The sequence below is a fragment of the Variovorax paradoxus genome (assembly GCF_030815855.1).
Taxonomy (GTDB): domain Bacteria; phylum Pseudomonadota; class Gammaproteobacteria; order Burkholderiales; family Burkholderiaceae_C; genus Variovorax; species Variovorax paradoxus_M.
Map to the genome: position 1 here is coordinate 4,766,781 of NZ_JAUSXG010000001.1, position 18,438 is coordinate 4,785,218.

Genomic DNA, 18,438 nt, shown 5'->3' on the forward strand with positions numbered 1-18,438 from the left:
CTTATCTCTGGGCTTGCGCCATGTCCACGATCTCTATGCGGCCTTCTTCCAGATCGACGCGGCTGCGCATCAGGAACTCGAGCGGCACGGGCTGCGCCCACAGCATGCCGCGAATCTGCAGACCGATGCTGTTGTGGGAGTCCAATGCCGAGCCTTCCATGACGAGTTCAACTTCGAGAGTGCGGGACAGGATGCGTGGCTCGAACTGCAGGATTGCGTTCTTCAAAGCCTGCTCCATGCTGACACGCTGCACCGACGAGGTGTACTGGCCAGACAGCATAGGCAATCCGTAATTGATGACGGAACGCGCCGCATTCGGAAAGCGCTTGTCGTCCATCGCGAGGCCGTAGCTGGTGGCGTTGAAAAGCCAGCCGAGGTCGCGCAGCACGGCCTGGCGCAGCGCCTGCTTGGTGAGCGTGCGCTTGTCGTCGCTCTCGCGCTTCTCGTCCGGCGCATAGTCGACGAGCCGGTCGAGCAGCGACGGCTGCAGCCGCTCCTGCGCGGTGAGTTCAGCCATCGGCACCGTCCTCCGATGGCGTGCCGGCTTCCGCAGTGGCGGCGCTGGTGCCCGGCGTGAACAGGATCTCGCGCACGTCCATCAATGCGTACTCGCCGGCGTCGCTGCCCAGCACGCGCTGGCCGCTGCCGATCCAGACCTCGGGCCGCAGTTCGCGCCACTCGGTCTTGCGCGCGAGCTGCAGTTCGCCGTCCGCGCTGTTCTCGCTGCCCTCGTAGCGCGTGGGAATCAGCGCGAGCGTCTCGCCGCCGTTCTCGAACTGCAGGTGCGCGGGCATCCAGACGCAATCGCGCAGGTCTTCGGGCGGCTCGATCTTGATGTGCGCAAGCCGCGCGTAGGGAATCCAGTAGTACTTGCCGTTGACGAAGGCTTCGAGCACCGGGCCGAGGCGCATGTCGGCATCGGCCAGCCACTCGAAGGGTGCGCCGTCGATGGTGCCGCCGATGGCCGGTGCGGCCTCGAAGGCGCGCCGGCGCAGGTCTTCGGCCATGCCGTCTTCACCGCGGCCCTGGCGCAGCAGCGACTCGATCAGGAGCGCGAGCCATTCATCGGGCTGCCCGAACACCATGGGCGTGCGCTTGCCCGCGAACACTTCGGCGCGCAGGCCCTCGCAGCGCACGGCGTCGCCATACACCTGCTTCATCGGCACGGCCAGTGCGTCGAGCTCGGCCGCCACGGTGAGCTGGTTGAGCGCTCGCTCCCACTGGCCGAGCACGCACAGCAGCTGCGCCAGGAAGACGCGGTGCTTGCTGTCGGACGGCTTCGCACGCACTTCGTCGCTCAGTGCCTGGAGCGCGGCCACCGGATCGGCGGCCTTCAGCAGTTCGGATGCGGTCATGGTGGGGTGCCCAGGTTGGTTTCGATCACTCGGCGGACTCGAAGACGCACTCGCGCACCGCGCCGCGCGCGCCTGCCTCTTTTTGCGGCGCCGAGCGGATGCTGAAGCGCCTGAATGCGAAGCTGATGATTTCCGTCGGTGCGCTCAACACGCTGTTGGTGAGCAACATGTGGCTGGTCACCCTCACCTTCTCCATGGTGAACTCCAGCATGGCCTGGGCCTCGGTCGACTTGATGTCGCCGCCCGACTTGTAGACGCTCACGATCACCTTGCCGGCTTCGGCATTGACCCGCAGCAGGCTCGCGATGGAGGCCGTGGCTGCATCCGTCCGGCGCACGACGATGAAGTTCGACAAGGCGCGCGCCGCCGCGGCGCGGCCGGACTGCGAGTTCTGATGCCCGCCCCAGAAATAGCCGGCGATTTCCATGCGCGGCTTGCCGTCGTCGAACTGGCGCGCCAGTTCGCCCTCGATGGGGGTGCCCGAGTGCTCGATCAGCATCACGAGATCGCAGCCGCTCGCTCCGCCCAGTGCGAGATCGAGCATGCGCAGCGCGTCGTCGGGATCGGGAACTCCGTTGGAAGTCATGGACATGTGCTTCTCCTTCTCGGTAGATGTGATTCGGTGGGTGTGATTCGGTGGATGCGTGCGGATGGGTCGGGTCAAGGCGCGGCAGGGCTCGTCCAGCGCAGCATGGCGCCGTACACCTGGCGCTCGCGCTCGGGTGTGAGCTGACCGCGCACGCGCAGCTCCGCGGTGTGGGTTGCCGCTTCGGCGGCACCGGCGCCGAAGAGCCGTGGCGCGCTGCGGGCTTGCGCCGGCGTCGCCAGCACCAGCAACCGCGCCGTGCGGCCGGGCGTGAGCCACGGCAGCGCAAAGCGCTTGGAGGCCGGCGACTCGCGCGTGCCGCGTTCGAAGCGATTGGTTTCGCCCAGGTCTTCGGGATAGACGGATCGCACGACGCCCTCTGCATCGACACCGACCACCACCAGATCGATCGACTGGCCGCTGCCGTTGCGAACCATGAGCTCGGCGCGCTCCCCCGGCCGCAGCTGCAAGGCTCCACCGGCTGCCTCGCGCACGTTGGCGCTGCGCAGCACGCGGCTGTCGTCGCGCACTTCGAGCACGGCGTCGAAACCGTCGAGCCGTCCGTCTTTTGCCAGGTCGGCGAGGCGCGACATCCACTTGAGTTGCGCCAGCGCCTGGAGCCGCACGCGGGCTTCGGCGACGTCGCGCACCACGATGCCGGCCGGTGCAACGCCCGCCTCCGCCTCCGCAGCCGCAGCGAGCGCGCGAGACAGCAGCTCCAGCCGCCCGCCCGCCGCGCCCAGGTCGATCCAGCGCACATCGGCCTGCGCCTCGCCGGCCGCGCGGATGGATGCGGGGTAGTCGAGGCTGAGTCCGCCGGGCAGCGCGGAATCGCTGCGGACCCGCAGCGCCGCCGAGGCCGGCTCGGCCACGGGCGTCACGCTCCATGACGTGGCCTGCGCCAGTTCGGCCAGCGCCGGCGGAACCGCCAGCCGCGCACTGCCGAGTTCGGCCTGCACCAGCCTGCCCTGCGCCGTGCGCTGGATGCCGTCGGCCAGCGTGGCGACGATGCGGAGGTCCTGCCCTGGCTCCAGGCCGTCGAGCAGGCCGGCCTTGAGCGTGAGGCTGCCGCCCGCACGTTCGGCACGCCACACGGGGCGCGTCGAAAGAGGCGCCGAGGCATTGGCGAAGATCGGCAGGTCGAGGTTGCCCTCCGCCACCGGCGACGGCAACTCGCGCGCGGGAAAGCGCGATTCGAGTTCTTCGATCACGGGGGGATAGAGGTCCAGCACGCCGTTGAACAGGTCGCGCCAGGTCGCGGGCTTCTGTTGCAGGGCCTCGGCCACGGCCCAGGTCAGCAGGCCCTGCGGGCGCGCGTTGCGGGCCTTGCGCGGCAGGCGCAGCTCGGGCGTGACCTGGTGGCTCTCCGATGCGAAGAACGCCACATAGCGCGCGCGGGGCACGCCGGCTGCGGTCTCGGGTGGCGCCTGCACCAGCGGCTGTGCCGCAGCGGGCCCGCTCGCGGCAAGCTGGCCGGCACGCACGCCGCGAAAGCGCACTTCATCGTCCGCGGGGCCCACATCTTCCGGCGGCTGTGCTGCCGCGCTGCGCGTCATCGAGGCCGCGGAGCAGGTGTCGAACACCGACCACACGAACACGTTCTTGCCCAGAAAGGCGCGGATCCAGCGGTCGAAGTCGACATCGCGCAGCCCGCCAGGCAAGCTGCCGCCCGAGGCATCCATGCCGCGGGCGTCGCGCGCCAGAAAGTTTTCCGCCAGGCCATCGGGCTCCTGGTAGCGCTTGGTGCTGTCGCGCACCCGCGTGCCGTGGCCCGAAAAATAGAGCATCACGAAGTCGCCCGAGCGGGACTGCTCGAGCAGCCGCGCCAATGCCTCGTTGATGCGCTCCGCCTCTGGCAGCGAAGCGCCCGCAACGCCATCGGCCAACACCGTGACATCGGCGGGCGCGAAGCCCTGTTTCATCAGGGTCTGGCGCATCAGCACCACGTCGTTGCGCGGTGCCTGGAGCCACAGGGCCTGCGGTTGGTTCACGAGTTCGGAAACGCCGACGAGCAAGGCGCGTTGGGTGGCGAAGGCGGCGTTGCCGCATGCCAGCAGCGCCAGAGCCAATGCGATTCGCAAACAGAGCGCCCGCATTGCTCCTTCCCCCTCCGGGGGAAGGCTGGGATGGGGGAAGGCAGAGCGCTCGATGGATACGCCGCGTGCCCCCACCCCTGCCCTCCCCCGGAAGGGGAGGGAGAAAGAAGACCGATGCGCGGCCCACCTCATGGCCGCTCCGGTGCCGGACCGGCCGAGGCCACCAGAGGCGACGCCGCCAATGCGGCCAGCCCCTGCACGGGGTCGGCCACGCGCAGGCGCCAGCTGCCGTCCGCACCCGGGCCGCCCACCACTTCGGCCGACATCGATTGCAGCAGGCGGGCCGTGTCTTCGACGCGCGCTTCGGGCTTCCAACGCACCACCAGATCAGCGCGCGCGGCGGCAGCGGGCGGTACGGAACGGAACCGCACCTCATCGTCTTCGGCGCGTTGGCTCAAGAGACCCACGTTCTGCACCACGACCACCAGCGCGAGCACCGCGAACGCAGGGCGCATCCAGCCTTCGGCACTGAACCAGCGGCTGATGCTGCCCCACCAGCCGCCCCCGGGCTTCAGCTGCGGCGTGGCGCGGGCCGTGCGTGCTGCAACCGATGCGCTGCTCAGCTGCGATGCGGCATCGCGATAAAGCGCCTGGTAGTCGGCACGCGGATCTTGTGCACCCAGCGGCGTTCCAGAGAGCACCGAGAACACGCCACCCACGGTGCGCAATGCGATGTGCCCCGGCTCGGGCGCGATGGCCAGCGGCGCTTGCGCGGCCCACTCGTCGTGCACCGCGCGAATCGCGGCCAGCCGCGTGGCGGAGACTTCGCCGAGCACGCGCGCGCACAGCTGCGGGCTGGGTTCGAGGGTGAGCACGTTCCACGCTTGCACCAACCCGAAGGCGGGCTCGAAGGGCTCGTCATCGGGCTCCAGCAGCACGTCGTACGCGCCAGCCCAGTCCGCCTCGCCCGCGGCCATCCAGCCCTGCCAGAGATTGCCGTCGATGCAGCGGTCGAGCAGCACGCCGAGCAGGCGACCTTCGTGCACCACGCTCAGAAGGCGGCCCGGCGCCCAGCGCGCCGTGAAGGCACGCTGGGCAACAGCCTCGCGGCGCCGGGCCAATTCGTTCAGCGGAAGCAGAAGGTCGAGCACGGCACGCGGCGGCGCGGCCGAGGCACCTGGCGCGGCGCGGGGTGCTGCGCCGGGCATGGCCACGGTGGCCGTGCCGGCTTCGTGCGCCGGCGCATCGGGCATCGCGGGCGTGGCGCCCCCGGCCTGGAACGCACTTCGGATCACGCTGAGGGGGGGCCAGAGTTCGGTGTTCATGGCGGTCTGTTCCTGAATGGCTATGTCTTCAGGCATAAGACGCTTCAGCACCGAGGATTTTGAAAACCTGCAGGATCGCCGCCATGTTGTCGGGCTCGATGGCAATGCCCAGCGTCTGCTGGATCCAGCCGCCCAGGCGGGTCTTGGTGTAGTCGGCGGTGAGCCCCTCGCGCTTGTGCACCAGGCCCAGCCGGCCCGCCCGGTAGTGGTAGGAGGCAATGGCGTGACGCGAGGCAATGCCCGACAAGCCGCCTTCGGCCTCCTTGCCGAAACCTTCGCACAGCAGGATGCGCTCGGGCTCGGGCAGCTCGGCGATGAAGGCGCGCGCGGCCAGCTGCACCGCCCCCGCGCTCAGGCCGTGCTCCGCCAGGCAGCCGTCGAGGTCTTCGTCCGCGCCGATCACGTCTTCGAGCTGCGCCTCGGTGACCTGGTCGCCGATCGAGAGCTTGCGCCGGAACGCGCTCGCGCGCGTGCAGTCGATCAGGTAGCGCCTGAAATAAGCGCACAGTGCAAAGGCGCTGGACGGCGCGCTGTGGCTCGCGCGCTCGTCGGCCTCGTCGGGGTCGGCGTCGAGCCGCAGCACCTTCACATAGATGAACTGCGCCACCAGCTCCTGACGGCCTTCGCCGAGCACCTGGAGCTCGGGCGGATTGCAGGCCACGAGCGCGTCGCCGACGATGCGGTACATGGTGCCCATGTCGTTCGAGGACAGCGTCTGCCGGCGCCGCCAGAGGCGGACGAGCTCGGTGCTTTCCGCGGACGACAGCGTTTCATGCATGGAGCGACAAGGATTCGGAGGACAGCCGGACTTAGTCGTCCACGCAAACGCCTTCGGTCGGCACCAAACACTGCGGCAAGCCGGCGCCCACCGGGCCGCCGCGCGTGCGAATCGCCGAAGACACCGCCGCCGAGGCCACGGCCAGGCCGCGCGGCAGCAGGATCCAGAGCTGGCCGCGCTCCTTCATGCGGCGCGCGTTGGTCGCGGCCTGCTGGCCGTTGCCGAAGAAATAGTCGGCGCGCACCGCGCCGCGGATGGCACCGCCGGTGTCCTGCGCAATGGTCAGGCGCTGCATCGGTGCACCGGTGCCGGGCGCGCGCGTCGACACGAACACCGGATAGCCGAGCGGCGTGCTGCGCGGATCCACCGCAATCGAGCGCCCCGCCGACAGCGGCACGCCGAACGCACCCACCGGCCCACCCGCCGGCGATGTCGATTCCTTGAAGAACACGTAGCTCGGGTCCTTGATGCCCGAACCGATGACCGGACCGGCCGCGCGCCGCCCCGGCACCACGACGGCGCCGCTGGCGGTAGGCCGCGCGAGCGTGAAGCCACGCGTGCGGATGGTGTTGGTGCCGCCCACGTCGTCGTCCTCGTCGCCGTCGTCGAGCTCCAGTTCGATGGACGAGCCGCGCACCTTCACCGGGGTGCGCGGCTTGCCGTTGGCCGCCTGTGCCAGCGTGGGGCGGAAGGGCTGGCCGTTCTGCTCGGCGTAGGCCACGCGGATGGTGTCGCCGTTGGCCAGCTTGATGCGGCCCGAGCCCTGGATCTGCATTTCGTAGAGCGCGGTGGCGCTGCTCACGAAGGCCAGCACCTTGGCGTTGGGCGCGCCCTTGGTCTCGATTTCTTCGCGCGTGTAGTACGGCAGCAGCTGCTTGCCCTCGATGCGCAGGCGCACCTTGCGGTCGAGCGTGTCGCGCGTGATGCCTGAGAGGTCGAGCGCATAGAGGCCCGGCGCGCCCATGTCGCGCGTGCTGAGCCCGGTCTGCACCACCACGTTGCGGCCTTCGACCCGCGCCGCCACGGTGCCGCTGCCGGCCGGCAGCTTGCGCGCATCGGCGAACAGCATGTCTTCGGGCTGGCCGTACACCGGGTAGATGAAAGGCGCCGCGTATTGGCGGCTGCCGGCGATCTCGGGCTCGAAGTAGCCGGTGACCACGCCGTCGGGCTTGCGGTCGTCGTCGCGGATCTGGTAGGCCGAGAACTCCTGCTCGAAGAAGCCGCGGATGGCGGTGCTGTTCTTGCTGTCGACCCTGAGGGCGCGCGCACACACGTCCTTCCACTCGGCGCCGCGGCCAGTGAGCACCTTGCAGCTGCCGAGAAACGCCGGCCAACTGTCGGAGAAATCGTCGCGCGCCCAGCCCGGCACGGCATCGAAGCTGACCGAGGTGTAGGTGGCCAGCTGGGTCGAGAAGGTGCGCGCCTGGCCGGCCACGCTCGCGCCGGTGGAGGCCGGGCGCGACGTACCCGCCGCGGTCGCTGTCCCGGTGTCGGAGGCGGTGGTGGAACCGGCGCCGGAGCTCGCTGCGGGCGGCGTGTTGGCGCAACCCGCTGCGAGCACCGCCGCGGTGACCGCCGCCCAGCGAAGGGCGGAAAAAATGAAGATCGGCGACTGCGTGTACATGAAAGCCTCCTTGTCCGAAAAAGACGGCCCATCGGGCCACCGCTCTACAGACGATTACTTCTCGACGATTTTGAAATTCGCGACGCCGTAGACGTCGTTGCATGGGGTGTTGGGCGCGCACACCGGCTGGCCCAGCAAAGGCGACGGCCCCGTGCCGCGCGTGGCTTCGAGCGCCGCCAGCACGGGCAGCGGAAACTGCGGAAACACGCCGTCGTTCTTGACGCCCGAGGCGCTGAAGTCGCGCTCGTGCTCGCTCACGAGCACCGCGAACTGGTTGGTGCCGGCCGGGCCGCCCGCATCCATCGGCCAGGAGGCGCGCGGCAGCGAGAGCGGGCTGCCGGCGGTGATCTTGTTGTACTTGTCGAGCAGGTTCGGGAACAGCAAGAACATCTCGCCGCCGCTCGACAGCAAGAACACGTAGACAAAACCTTCGCGCTTGCTGCGGACCTCGAAGGCCAGCTTGTCCTTGCCGATCGACACCTCGGGCTTCTTCGGCGTGGCCGTCACATCGAAGCCCGGCGCGGCGCCCGCGGCAAGCGACTGCAGCGAGTCGAGCGGCGTGCGGGGCAGCGATGGAGGAGGCGGTGGTGGTGGCGGAGGCGTCTCGGTCCCGCGGTTTTCGGGCGGCGGCGGAGGCGTCACGATCGCCTGCTTTGCACCGCCGTCGCCCTCCGCGCCCGGAGTGCGGCCCTGGTACCACCACCAACCGCCGCCCGCCACCACGGCGGCCACCGCCAGAGATGCGATGGCAGGCACGGCCTTGCTTTTTTTTCCAAAGCCGCCGCCATCGGGCCCCGGCGCGGAGGTCTTGCCGCGGCCGATGACCGTCGGCGCGTCGGCGTTGCTGCCGGTCTTGCGTGCGCCAGGGGAAGCTGGCGGCGAGGTGCGCGACACCGGCGCGATGCTGTGGCCCACTTCCAGATCGAGCGCGGCGCGGAACTCGGCCATCGACTGCGGTCGTGACTCGGGCCGCACGCCCAGCCCGGCGTCAATCGCCTGCAGCAGCCGCAGGCTGTAGCGCTGGCGCAGGATCTCGTTGCCCGCCAGCGGCACATAGCTGTCGGACAGCAGCCGCGCTACCGAAGGCGGCGGCGCGCGCCCGCACACCGCCACGTGCATCACGGCCGCGAGTGCATAGACATCGGTCCACGCGCCCTGCGACATGTCGGGCATCTCGGCGTACTGCTCGATGGGTGCGTAGCCGGGCTTGAGGATGACGGTGATCGCCTGCGTCTTGTCGGTGATCACGCGGCGCGCGGCGCCGAAGTCGAGCACCACGGGCCGGCCCGAGCCTTCGAGCAGGATGATGTTGTCGGGCGCGATGTCGCGGTGGTAGCAGTTGGCGCCGTGCATCACCCCCAGCGCCTGCGTGACGCCGTCCATGATGCGGATCAGCCACGCCTCGTCCACGCCGGCGGGAATGGACACCAGCGCCTGGCGCAGCGTGTCGCCGCGGTAGAACGGCATCACCATGTAGGTGGTGCCGCGCTCCTGCCAGAAGCGGTAGACCTTCAGCAGCGAGGGATGGTCGAACTGCGCGAGCAGGCGGGCTTCGTTGATGAAGCTGCGCATGCCGAGGTCGAAGGTTTCGCGGTGCCGCTCCGACAGGGGGACCACGGCTCCGTCGTGCTGTCTTGTCGACAGCGAGGTCGGAAGGTATTCCTTGATGGCGACGACGCGTTCGAGGGCGTGGTCCCAGGCTTCGTAGACGACGCCGAAGCCGCCCTGGCCTACGACTCGGGTGATTTCGAATTCTGCGAGGCGGGCGCCTACGGGGAGGAGGCCGGCTTCGTTGGCTTCCGTGGCGGGGCTGGTGACCGGGACGTTGGAGAGGCTTGTGGGGCTGGCTGTGATGACCGTGACTGAGGTGTCTTGTTGTTGGGCTGGCCTCGACATGACTTGGGTTCGGTCGTCTTCTGGAGGTGTGTTGCCGGTTGGTGTATCGGTCATTGGCTGGCTCCCGTTTGAACGTGGACGGGGGCTTGTCTTCCGAGGCCGGGTCTCGCCCCGGCGGGCGACCTACTTTATCTTTGCTTCGCCAAAGAAACGTAGGCAAAAGAAAGGCGACCCCACTGTCTGCGACCCCTGCGCTTCGCTACGGGGCAACCTGCGGTGCTCGCGTTTCGCGGGGTCCGCAGAACTCGCTTCGCTCAAACAGCTGCGGCCCTGATCCGCGAAACGCTGCGCTCCTCGGCGCACACAGAGGGGCTTGGAAACCGAACGGGCCTTTGCTTCGCTCGGCCACCAAGCCACCGCAGGCGCTGCGCGCCCGCGGTGGTTGGTATCGGGCTGTCGGCGTTGGCTGCTGGTGTCGTGTCTGGGCCGAGCGAAGCGATGGCCTGCCGGCCCCCACCCCTTCTGTATGCGCCGAGGAGCGCAGATGGAGGCGGGATCAGGGCCGCAGCTGTTTGAGCGAAGCGAGTTCTGCGGACCCCCGCCGGAGTCGAGCACCGCAGGTTGCCCGCAGCGCAGCGGAGGGACGCAGACAGTAGGGTCGCCTTTTCTTTGCTTACTTTCTTTTGGCGAAGCAAAAGAAAGTGAGTCCGCCGCCGGGCGGATATCCCGGCCTCGGGAAAGAAAACGACCAACGCCGATCATTCCCCACCCCCAAGAAACAAAGCCTCGAACTGCGCATCCAAAGGCAGTCCCGCAACGACCATCCGAACCCCCTCATCGGCGCCAGGATCAGCAAGCCACAAAGACCCTCCTGGGCCCGGCAGGGCCAGCAACGCCACCCCCCCCTCCCTCACCTCGCGGTCATCCGCCGCAACAAAGACCCGCTGCAGCATCGCATCGAACCCCAGCGCATCCATATCCCCCTCGAGCCCCTCCAGCGCAGCCTGCGTCCCCCGCTCCCACCACAGCAGCACCCCCCGCAGCGCATCGTCCCGCAACGTCTCGCCCACAGAAGCATCGAACTCGACCGCGAGCGTGATCGGAAAGTACCGCCCGACCCCATCGACCGAAGGCATCATCACGCCGATCCACGCGCCTTCGCCCGCCACGCCCGGCCCCAGCGCAAAGCACCAGACCGGCGCCTGCAGGTAGTGCGACATCCAGTCCGCATGCCGGTCCTTCAACCGCGCCAGTCCGCGCTGCAGCCATTGGTCCCACACAGAACGGAACGACTCGGGCAAACGCCGATGCGCAAAGTCCCCCATGCCCGGCAACTTGCCGAACCACCCGGGCAATGCAGAGAAAGAGGAAGCAGCAGCAGAAGGAGGAAAAGCAAGCGCGTCGCTCACAACCCCTCCGGACAAGAAAACTCGCGCAGTTCCTTCAAGCGGATCGGATGCTGCACGCTGTTCGTCGTTACCTCGAAGCGCGTCTTGCGCGGGCCGACCTGGAAGGTGATAAAAAACTTTTCGGGCGCATCGCCGGCTTCGAGCTGGCCGTCGTCGAGTGCGCGGAACAGCGCCCACGGCCCGTCGACCGCGGAGCCGGAGCTGCCGGTGGTCGAAGGCGGGCTCACCTGGATGCGCACCTGGTTGCTGCCCTTCGGGCCGGGCCATTGCACGGCCATCGGCACCACGGGGCCGTGCGCGTATTTCACGAGCTGGCCATCGACATCCAGAATGAATTGGGTGATGCCGGCGTCCATCTCCACCGGCTTGAAGTCGAGCCGCATCGAAGGGCCGCGGCCGCCGCCGCGGAAGAAGATGTCCTTGATGCGCGCGGCGCGCTCGAACTGCGCCAGCGCCTGCGTGGTGACGGCGCCGCGCTCGGCCACGGGCTTGTAGCGCCAGGGCTTGGTGCTGGTGTCGACCAGCGCGGCCAGCCGCTTCTGGAAGAACTCGTCCATCATCCCGCCGGCGCCGAACATCTGGCCGAAGTCTTCGGGCAGCACATCGCGCTTGCTGCTGCCCACGAAGGGATAGCGGCCCGCAATGGCGCGGTTGCAGAACTCGGTCACGGGACGCAGGTCCTGGCTCAGGTTGCCGCGCTCGGCCACCTGGGCCTGGGCCGCGCCCGACTGGCTCAGGTTCTCGACCATCGTGCGCACCGGCTCTGGCAGGCGGCCCGCGTCGGACTTGAGCTTGCCGGCCACGTCGCCGGGCGGCGGCGAAGTGCGGCCCTTCACGGCGGTGTCGACGGCGTTGAGGTACACATACACCTCGTTGAAAAGCTTGAGCGCATCGTCGATGGGCGCGGGCTGGTTCGGACCGGCGGCAGTGACGAGGCGGCGCAGCGGCTCGAAGCGGTCGTCGACGATGCTCTCGATGCGCTTTCCGCTGGCCACCGGCTTGTTCGGGTCGCCGCCGAACAAATCTTCGAGTCCCTTGCGCGTGTTGGCGACCGTGGCGGTCGCCTTACTCACCACGTCCTTGGGCTGGTCGGCGGGAATCAACGTGGTTTCCTTGACCACCGCGCGCAGGAAGTTTGCCAGCGGCGAACCCACGCCCGAGAGAATGCGCGCGGCCTCGATGTTCTTCTCGAGCCCGCTGGCGCGGATCAGCCGCACGTCGGCCAGCAGCGTCTCCCACACCTTGACATATTCGGCCAGGTAGAGCCGGCGCACGCGATCGGTCAGCGCGCCGAGGGCGGCCACGTCGCGCATGCGGTCGGCGGCGCTGCGGTCTTGCCCCAGCACCCACGGGTCTTCCTGCGCGAGCAGGCCGGTGAGCACCGTCACTTCGTTCTGGAAGCGCTTGTGATAGCCGTCGTAGGTGAACATGCCCGGCACGCCTTCGGTCAGCGGCTTGCCGCTGATGCGCTCGAACACCAGCGGCGCCGAAGGGCCCGCGGCCGTGGCAATGCTGAAGGCCGGAATGTCCTTGGTGGCGCGCTGGCGCTTCAGGCGGCTGAACACGCGCTGCTCCAGCGGATAGCTCGCGAGCACGGCGCGCACGCTGCGCACCAGGTTCTCGTCCATCTTGAGCGGCGAGCGCGGCGGGCCTTGGGCAATGAGCACGTCGAGCTGGTCTTCGAGGGCCTGGCGCTGGTCTTCGGGAATGCCGCGGTCCAGGCTGCGCGCCCAGTCGAGCGTGATCCAGGCCTTGAGCGCCTCGGCATCGAAATGCTCGGGCTGGTAGAGCATCAAATAGCTCTTGAGCGCCTCGTACGTGTATTCGAGGTTGTCCTTCTGCGCGGTGCGCAGCTGGTCTTCGATGCGCTTGGCGATCTGCGGCAGGAAGGCGTCGTTGAGCGCGCGCTGGTGCGTGAGCATGGCGGCTGCGTCGAGCTTGTCGCCCTGGTAGAGGCCGAGCGTCATCGACAGCGGCTCGTCGCCCCGGCGGTTGTCGGGCGTCTTCCAGATGTCGCGCAGGCCTTGCAGCACCGGCGCCACCTCGACCAGGTTCTGCACCCGCGAAGGCAGGGCCGCGAGCGTCTGGCGCGCGGGCTCGACACGTGCTTCGACCGACTTCAGGTAGTTGACGTTCTGCAGCGTGCTGTAGCCCCAGCCCGCGAGCAGCGCGAGCGTGACCAGCGTCATCGCCGCCACACCCGCCACGCGCAGCGCGTGGCGCCGGCGCTCCAGCTTCACGTTGGCACCGGCCAGGCGCTGCTCGGGGAACACCACCTCGCGCAGCAGCGCGGTGAGAAAGTAGCTGCGGCCGCTCGACTTCTGCGGCGCGAGCATGGCGCGCTCGATGCCGAAGCTGCGCGCCAGGCTGCCCATCACGCGGTCGATGGGGCTGCCTTCCTGCGTGCCGCTGGTGAAATACACGCCGCGCACCCACGGCGGCTGCGCGAAGCGCGAGCCGGTGAACACCTGGTCGAGCAGGTCGGACAGCATCGAGCCGATGGAGCCGAACTGCGCCGGAAAGCCGAAGATCGCCGCGCGGCGCGTGCCGTCGGTCTCGCGCTGCATGCGCGCGATCAGGCCGTCGTTGACGCGGTTGTGCAGCAGCGCGAATTCGCGGTTGAAGGCGGTGGAAAGGCCCTTCTCGTCCGCCTGCACGTTCTCGTCGGCCGCCAGCGTGAAGCCGAACACCTGTGCGCGCTGCTCCTTTCCAAGATCGTCGAAGTAGTCGGTAAAGCCGTAGAGCAAATCGCTCTTGGTGACGAGCACGTACACCGGCAGCCGCGTGGTGAGCTTCGCATCGAGTTCGAGCAGCCGCGCGCGAATGGATGCGGCCAGCTGCGTGCGCTGCTCGGGGCCCTGGCTCAGCAGATCGGCCACGCTCACGGTCAGGAACACGCCGTTGAGCGGACGGCGCGGGCGCGCCTTCTTGAGCAGGCCCAAAAAGCCTTCCCAGGCACTCTTGTCTTCCGACTGGTGGCTGTCCTGCGTGGTGTATCGGCCGGCGGTGTCGATGAGCACGGCCTCGTCGGTGAACCACCAGTCGCAGTTGCGCGTTCCGCCCACGCCGCGGATGGCGCCGGGGCCGAACTTCTCGGCCAGCGGAAACGAAAGGCCCGAGTTGACCAGCGCCGTGGTCTTGCCCGCACCGGGCGCGCCGATGAACACGTACCACGGCAGGTCGTACAGATAGCTGCCGCCGGAGATGGAGAGCCAGTCGCGCCAGCCGGGCTTCTTGCCCGCGGCGTGCAGCCGCATCTGCTTGAGCGTGGCGACCGCTTCGCTGAAGCGCGTGTCGAGGATCTTCTGTTCGCCGTTGACCGGCGCGTCGGTCTTCGCGGCCGGCGCCTTCATCAAGCCGTCGGTCAGGTGCTGGCTCGCACGGCGCGCGCGCCACCGGCGGTAGAGCGCACGCAGCACCACGATGAGCACGATGGCGCCGATCAGCAGCGCGCGTGCCAGCTCGCTTTCGAGCGGCACCCAGGCACCGATCTTCACCAGCGGGCCGATCCACCAGATCAGCAACGCGACGATGACCAGCGCGAGGATGGTCAGCAGCAGCGGGCTGAACAGGAAGCCGAAGATTTTCTTGATCATTTCGTCACTCCTGCCGAAGCGACCCTGTCCGGCTCGGACAGCAGCACGATGTCGACGCGCCGGTTGCGCGCGCGGTTGGCCGGCGTGTCGTTGGCGGCCACGGGCTCGGCGTCGGCCTTGCCGTCGGAGCGCATGCGGGCCGGCTCGACCAGCGTGGTGAGCGAGCCCTTCACCGCATCGGCGCGCGCGGCCGAGAGGTGCCAGTTGGAGGGATAGCGCAGCGAGCGGATCGGCTGGTTGTCGGAGTGGCCGGTGATCAGCACCTCGCCCTTCACCTCGGCGAGCGCCTGGCCGATGCGGTGCAGCACCGGCAGCGAGGCGGCCATCGGCTCGGCGCTGCCCGAGCCGAAGAAGGAATCGCCGCGCAGCCGCACCACACTGCGGTCGGCCTCGTCGGTCACCGTGACCAGGCCCTGCTTGATCTCGGGCTCCAGAAAGCGCGCGAGCCGCGGCGTCTTGGCCGGTGCGGCGGGCGGCGCGATCTGGAGGTTGGGCACGCGCAGGCCCGATACGGCGGCATAGGTGGTGTCGGAGCGATAGTTGAGCGTGAGCCGCAGGCCGAACCAGGCCAGCGCGAGCAGCAGCGCAAAGCCTGCCGCGAACACCCACAGCGGCAGCGATTCGCGCAGCCGCACCGTGCCCGCGCCCTGGCCGCGCCAATGCGGCGACAGCTCGGCCTCGAGCGGCGGGCGGTCCTTGGCAATGAGGTCGGCGAGGCGCTGGCGCACCGAGTCGAGCTGCGCGCGGCCGTTGTCGACCACGCGGTAGCGGCCTTCGAAGCCGAGCGCGAGCACGCTGTAGATGAGCTCCAGCAGCTGGCGGTGCGTGGGCACGTCCTGTGCGAGCTTGGCGAGCAGCTGGAACACTTTTTCGCCGCCCCAGGTCTCGTTGTGGAACTGCACCAAGAGGCTCTGCTTGTTCCAGCCGGCCTGCACGCCCCAGGGCGTGTTGGCCACGGCTTCGTCGAGAGAAGTGCAGAGAACGTAGCGCGCTGCAAGCACCGTCTCATTGGGGATGCCGGCGCGGCGCGCGGCGGCATCGAACTGGTTCACCGCGTCGGCGGTGGAAGCGCGCAGGGCCGGCACATTGGGCGGCTGCACGAGGTTGCGCAGCTTGCCGATGAGCACCAGCAGCTTGCCCGCGGCAGAGACCAGCGGATTGAGCAGGCCGATGTCGCCGACATCGGCCACGGGCGTCGGGTCGGCACCGCCGAAGAACGGCGCGGGCGCTGCAGCAGGCGGCGGCGTACCGGCCGGCGTGCGCGGCTTGGGCTTGATGACCGTGCGCTCCGACTCGAAAGCGGCGAAGGGGTCTGGTGTGGTCATGATGGTGGTCCGTTTCCGTCAGCCGGATGCGGCTAGGAACGAATGGCCCAGAACGCGAGGTCGAGGCCGGGAAAGTCGCCTGCGATGTGCATTGCGATGCCGCCCGATTGCTCCAGCTGGCGCCACAGGTCGCTGTTGCGCGTTTCGAGCTCGAAGTAGTTGGCGCCGGTATGAAAGGGAATCTGGCGCGGCGCCACCGGCATCGGCGTGAGCGTGACGCCCGGCAGCGCCAGGTTGACCAGGTCGCGGATGCGTTCGACCGGGCCGATCTTGACCTGCGTGGGGAAGCGCGCGCGCAGCGCTTCGCTCGGCATGCTGGCGTTCACCGCAAGCACGAAGGTCGCCTTGCGCTGCAGTTCCACGTCGGTGACCACCGCCACGCGCACGCCGTGCTTGCGGTCGTGCAGTTCGATGCGGATGGCGGACTGCTCCAGCACCATCGAAAGGCTGCGCCGCAGGTCGTCCATCACCGGGCGGAAGCTCAGCGCCAGGTCGTCGTGGATGTAGGGGCTGAAGCGCGTCACGCGGCGCGAATCGCGAAAGCTCGCGAGGTCGCCCGCCAACCCGAGCGCATGCTCGAAGAAATGCTGCGGGTGCAGCATGGCGCTCTTGGCCAGGTGCGCGAAGACGGCCTCGTTGCGATTGACGGTCTGCAGCAGCATGAAGTCCGCAATCTCTGCAACGCCACCGGTGCCGCCCTGCGTCATGCGGCCGGCCAGCGCCTCGCCGCGCTGGCGCATGAGGCCCAGCAGTTCGTCGAGCCAGGAGCGGATCACCGCATGGCCCGCCACGTCGAGCAGCGGCGGCAGCATCGCGCGGTCGAGCTGCACCTGGTTGTCGACGCGGCGCTCGACCACGCGGGCCACGCCCATGGTGGTCCAGGCATCGGTCGCTTCGCTGGCGCGCATCAGGCGCGTATGAAGCTGGCCCAGTTGCAGCATGGCGGTGCGCTCGCCGGCGGTGTTGGAGTCGGGCACTTCGGACTCGAGCACGCGGTGGCGCACCAGCTCTTCGTACTCTTCGGCATCGGCCTCGCGCGCACCGGCACGGCGCACCGGCAGTGCGAGCATCACGGCCTCGTCGCGCATCGTGGGGGGAATGTCGATGGGTTCGGGCAGCGGATCGACCGCCGGCATGTCGAACACCGTGCCGTCGCCGAAGATGCCCACCGCGCGCACCAGCGCAAGCTTGCCCAGCGTGAGCGCCGCCTGGTCGATCTCGATCTCCGCGAAACCCCAGGCATAGGGCGTGGTGGAACGCAAAAGCACATGCCGCGCATGGTCGCCATGACGCTCGCTCTGCTGCAGGTGCTGGGGCTGCAGCAGCATCCCCTCGCTCCAGACCACTTTTGTTCGCCAACTCATCCGCACTCCGTCAAAGGCAAGGGCTGCCCGAAAGAAGCACGGAGTTTCCGGCGCGCAAGGCCGGCGGCAAATCCGCCTAACGGCCTAGGCGGAGGGATTTGGAGCTACGGCGAAGGGACTAGATGCGGGGGCGGCGCCCGCTCAGCGTGCCGCGCCGGACGCCCCGCGCAACATCTCGACCTGTTCCTTGTACGCCTGCTCGATGCGCCGCAGCCGCTGTTCGCGCGCCGCGTCGTTGACCCATGCGGCGGCCATGGCGCGTTGTTTGCCGAGCTGGTATTCGAGCATGGCCTCGGGCAGCAGTGCGCTGTCGTCGGCGGTTGCGTAGCCGTAGGCCGCGCGCAGCGTCTTCAGCACCTCGCGCTCGGCATCCGCGCGCGGGCCCTTGCCCTGGCCATAGCCGACCAGAAACGCTTGCAGCCGGGCCTGGAATTCGGGTGGATAGTCGCGCCGCACCACCATCTGTGCGCCGGGGGGCGGCTCGGACTGCCAGACGATGTGGAGCCGCGCGGCCTCGACGGGAAACTGCTCTCCGAAGCGCTCGAAGTCGGTGGTGTTGTTGGTGGCCACGTCGGCATCGCCGTTGGCCACGGCGAGCGCGGTGGCTTGGTGGTTGCCCACGACCTCGCTGCGAAACCGCGTTTCCATCTCGATGTTGCGCGGCAGGAAAAGCTGGCTCTGCGGCATGAGGAACCCGGTCACCGAGCGGCTGTCGCCGCGCGCGAGCCGCCAGCGTTCGGGTTCGGCGAGCACCGCTTCCAGCGTATTGGGTGCACCGGTCTTGCGCGTCAGCAGCACCGCTCGGTGCGCCGGCATGCCGGGCCGCCGCGCGATCTGGGCGACCACTTTCATGCGCCGCTGCGTCACGGCGTCGAGCGCGATCTTGGCCGAGAGAAACGCCATGTCGACTTCGTCGCGCTTGATGGCGCGGTCGAGCTCTTCGTACGACGCCACCGAATAGGCGCTCACGGGCACGCCGATGGCCTGGCTCATGTCGGCCAGCAGCGGCATCCACAAGGCGCGCGATTCGACGGCGCCTCCCAACGGGAGCACGCCGAAGCGCACCGCCTTGACGGGGGCGCCAGCTTTTTCGGCCGCACCTGCGCTGCCCTGCGCCAGCAGCAGCAAGCACGCGGCAACGGCGAAGAACGACAGCGCCGCGGCAAGCCAACTGACACCGCGATGAAGCCCGCGAGCCGGCATC

General features: G+C 68.9%; 13 protein-coding genes. All 13 read right to left on the reverse strand.

The genetic code is table 11. From position 1 onward, the window contains the following. Window position 1: 1 nt before the first annotated feature. The 13 genes from tssE to phnD all read right to left on the reverse strand — a co-directional run bounded on the left by tssE (window position 2) and on the right by phnD (window position 18,437). A complete protein-coding gene (tssE, locus tag QFZ42_RS22775; protein WP_307703141.1) occupies window positions 2–517 on the reverse strand; it encodes a type VI secretion system baseplate subunit TssE in 516 nt (171 codons plus the stop codon). Beyond that, the gene (locus QFZ42_RS22780) at window positions 510–1,355 is read right to left on the reverse strand and encodes a type VI secretion system accessory protein TagJ (RefSeq protein WP_307703142.1); all 846 of its coding nucleotides are present in this window, start codon (window positions 1,353–1,355) and stop codon (window positions 510–512) included. The genes tssE and QFZ42_RS22780 overlap by 8 nt, the downstream gene beginning before the upstream one ends. Window positions 1,356–1,380: 25 nt before the next feature. Next, complete coding sequence (locus QFZ42_RS22785; RefSeq protein WP_307703143.1) at window positions 1,381–1,947, reverse strand: type VI secretion system tube protein Hcp; 567 nt, start codon at window positions 1,945–1,947, stop codon at window positions 1,381–1,383. A 68-nt stretch (window positions 1,948–2,015) separates the two neighbouring features. Beyond that, on the reverse strand, window positions 2,016–4,022 hold the full coding sequence (locus QFZ42_RS22790; protein WP_307703144.1) for a caspase family protein: 2,007 nt from the start codon (window positions 4,020–4,022) through the stop codon (window positions 2,016–2,018). A gap of 143 nt (window positions 4,023–4,165) precedes the next feature. Then, complete coding sequence (locus QFZ42_RS22795) at window positions 4,166–5,302, reverse strand: hypothetical protein (RefSeq protein WP_307703145.1); 1,137 nt, start codon at window positions 5,300–5,302, stop codon at window positions 4,166–4,168. Between the two features lie 28 nt (window positions 5,303–5,330). Further along, window positions 5,331–6,080 carry a hypothetical protein gene (locus QFZ42_RS22800; RefSeq protein WP_307703146.1) on the reverse strand — a complete coding sequence of 250 codons (750 nt, stop codon included), beginning with the start codon at window positions 6,078–6,080 and terminating at the stop codon, window positions 5,331–5,333. A 31-nt stretch (window positions 6,081–6,111) separates the two neighbouring features. Then, the gene (mltA, locus tag QFZ42_RS22805; RefSeq protein ID WP_307703147.1) at window positions 6,112–7,704 is read right to left on the reverse strand and encodes a murein transglycosylase A; all 1,593 of its coding nucleotides are present in this window, start codon (window positions 7,702–7,704) and stop codon (window positions 6,112–6,114) included. Between the two features lie 54 nt (window positions 7,705–7,758). Further along, window positions 7,759–9,654 (reverse strand): serine/threonine-protein kinase, encoded by a 1,896-nt coding sequence (locus QFZ42_RS22810; RefSeq protein WP_307703148.1) that lies wholly within the window; start codon window positions 9,652–9,654, stop codon window positions 7,759–7,761. 644 nt (window positions 9,655–10,298) lie between these two features. Then, a complete protein-coding gene (gene tagF / locus QFZ42_RS22815) occupies window positions 10,299–10,949 on the reverse strand; it encodes a type VI secretion system-associated protein TagF (protein WP_307703149.1) in 651 nt (216 codons plus the stop codon). Next, window positions 10,946–14,545, reverse strand: coding sequence for a type VI secretion system membrane subunit TssM (tssM, locus tag QFZ42_RS22820; protein ID WP_307703150.1), 3,600 nt, complete (start codon window positions 14,543–14,545; stop codon window positions 10,946–10,948). The genes tagF and tssM overlap by 4 nt, the downstream gene beginning before the upstream one ends. After that, entirely contained in the window at window positions 14,542–15,870 is a 1,329-nt protein-coding gene (locus tag QFZ42_RS22825; protein WP_307703151.1) for a DotU family type VI secretion system protein, read from the reverse strand. Before QFZ42_RS22825 ends, tssM begins: the two co-directional genes overlap by 4 nt. A 32-nt stretch (window positions 15,871–15,902) precedes the next feature. Further along, window positions 15,903–17,234 (reverse strand): type VI secretion system baseplate subunit TssK, encoded by a 1,332-nt coding sequence (gene tssK, locus QFZ42_RS22830; RefSeq protein WP_307703152.1) that lies wholly within the window; start codon window positions 17,232–17,234, stop codon window positions 15,903–15,905. 141 nt (window positions 17,235–17,375) lie between these two features. Beyond that, complete coding sequence (gene phnD, locus QFZ42_RS22835) at window positions 17,376–18,437, reverse strand: phosphate/phosphite/phosphonate ABC transporter substrate-binding protein (protein ID WP_307703153.1); 1,062 nt, start codon at window positions 18,435–18,437, stop codon at window positions 17,376–17,378. Between the last annotated feature and the right edge of the window lies 1 nt (window position 18,438).